This window comes from Mesorhizobium sp. M8A.F.Ca.ET.207.01.1.1 (genome assembly GCF_004794715.1).
Taxonomy (GTDB): domain Bacteria; phylum Pseudomonadota; class Alphaproteobacteria; order Rhizobiales; family Rhizobiaceae; genus Mesorhizobium.
In genome coordinates, this window is the sequence record NZ_SRUS01000545.1 from 1 (window position 1) to 289 (window position 289).

General features: G+C 64.7%; 1 protein-coding gene. It reads right to left on the minus strand.

Annotation, left to right across the window (positions count from 1 at the left end):
• Positions 1–59 precede the first annotated feature (59 nt).
• Positions 60–289: OsmC family protein (locus tag EN850_RS35755; RefSeq protein WP_210238101.1), on the minus strand; the 230-nt coding region annotated here is incomplete at its 5' end.

The window sequence follows — 289 nt, forward strand, 5'->3', positions numbered from 1 at the left end:
GTCGCTTTCGCCCCTTTGAGGCAAAAGCGACTTAATCCCCTCCGTCCCCTTTTTTGTTGTCAGCGCCGGCTGATGGTGAAGGCGGCGCCGTCCACGCCCAGGTCCCAGCCCTTGCGCTGCGCGTACATGCGCAGGGTGATGGCGGTGCACGCCGCCAGCGAGGCCAGGTACAGGTCGAACGGCGCGAAGCCCTTGCCCTGGCCGCCCAACGCGGCGGGCTCGTCCGCATCCACATCGAAGTGGCCATTGCTGATGTGGTGCAGGTAATTGTCGGCGGTCGAAACAATGC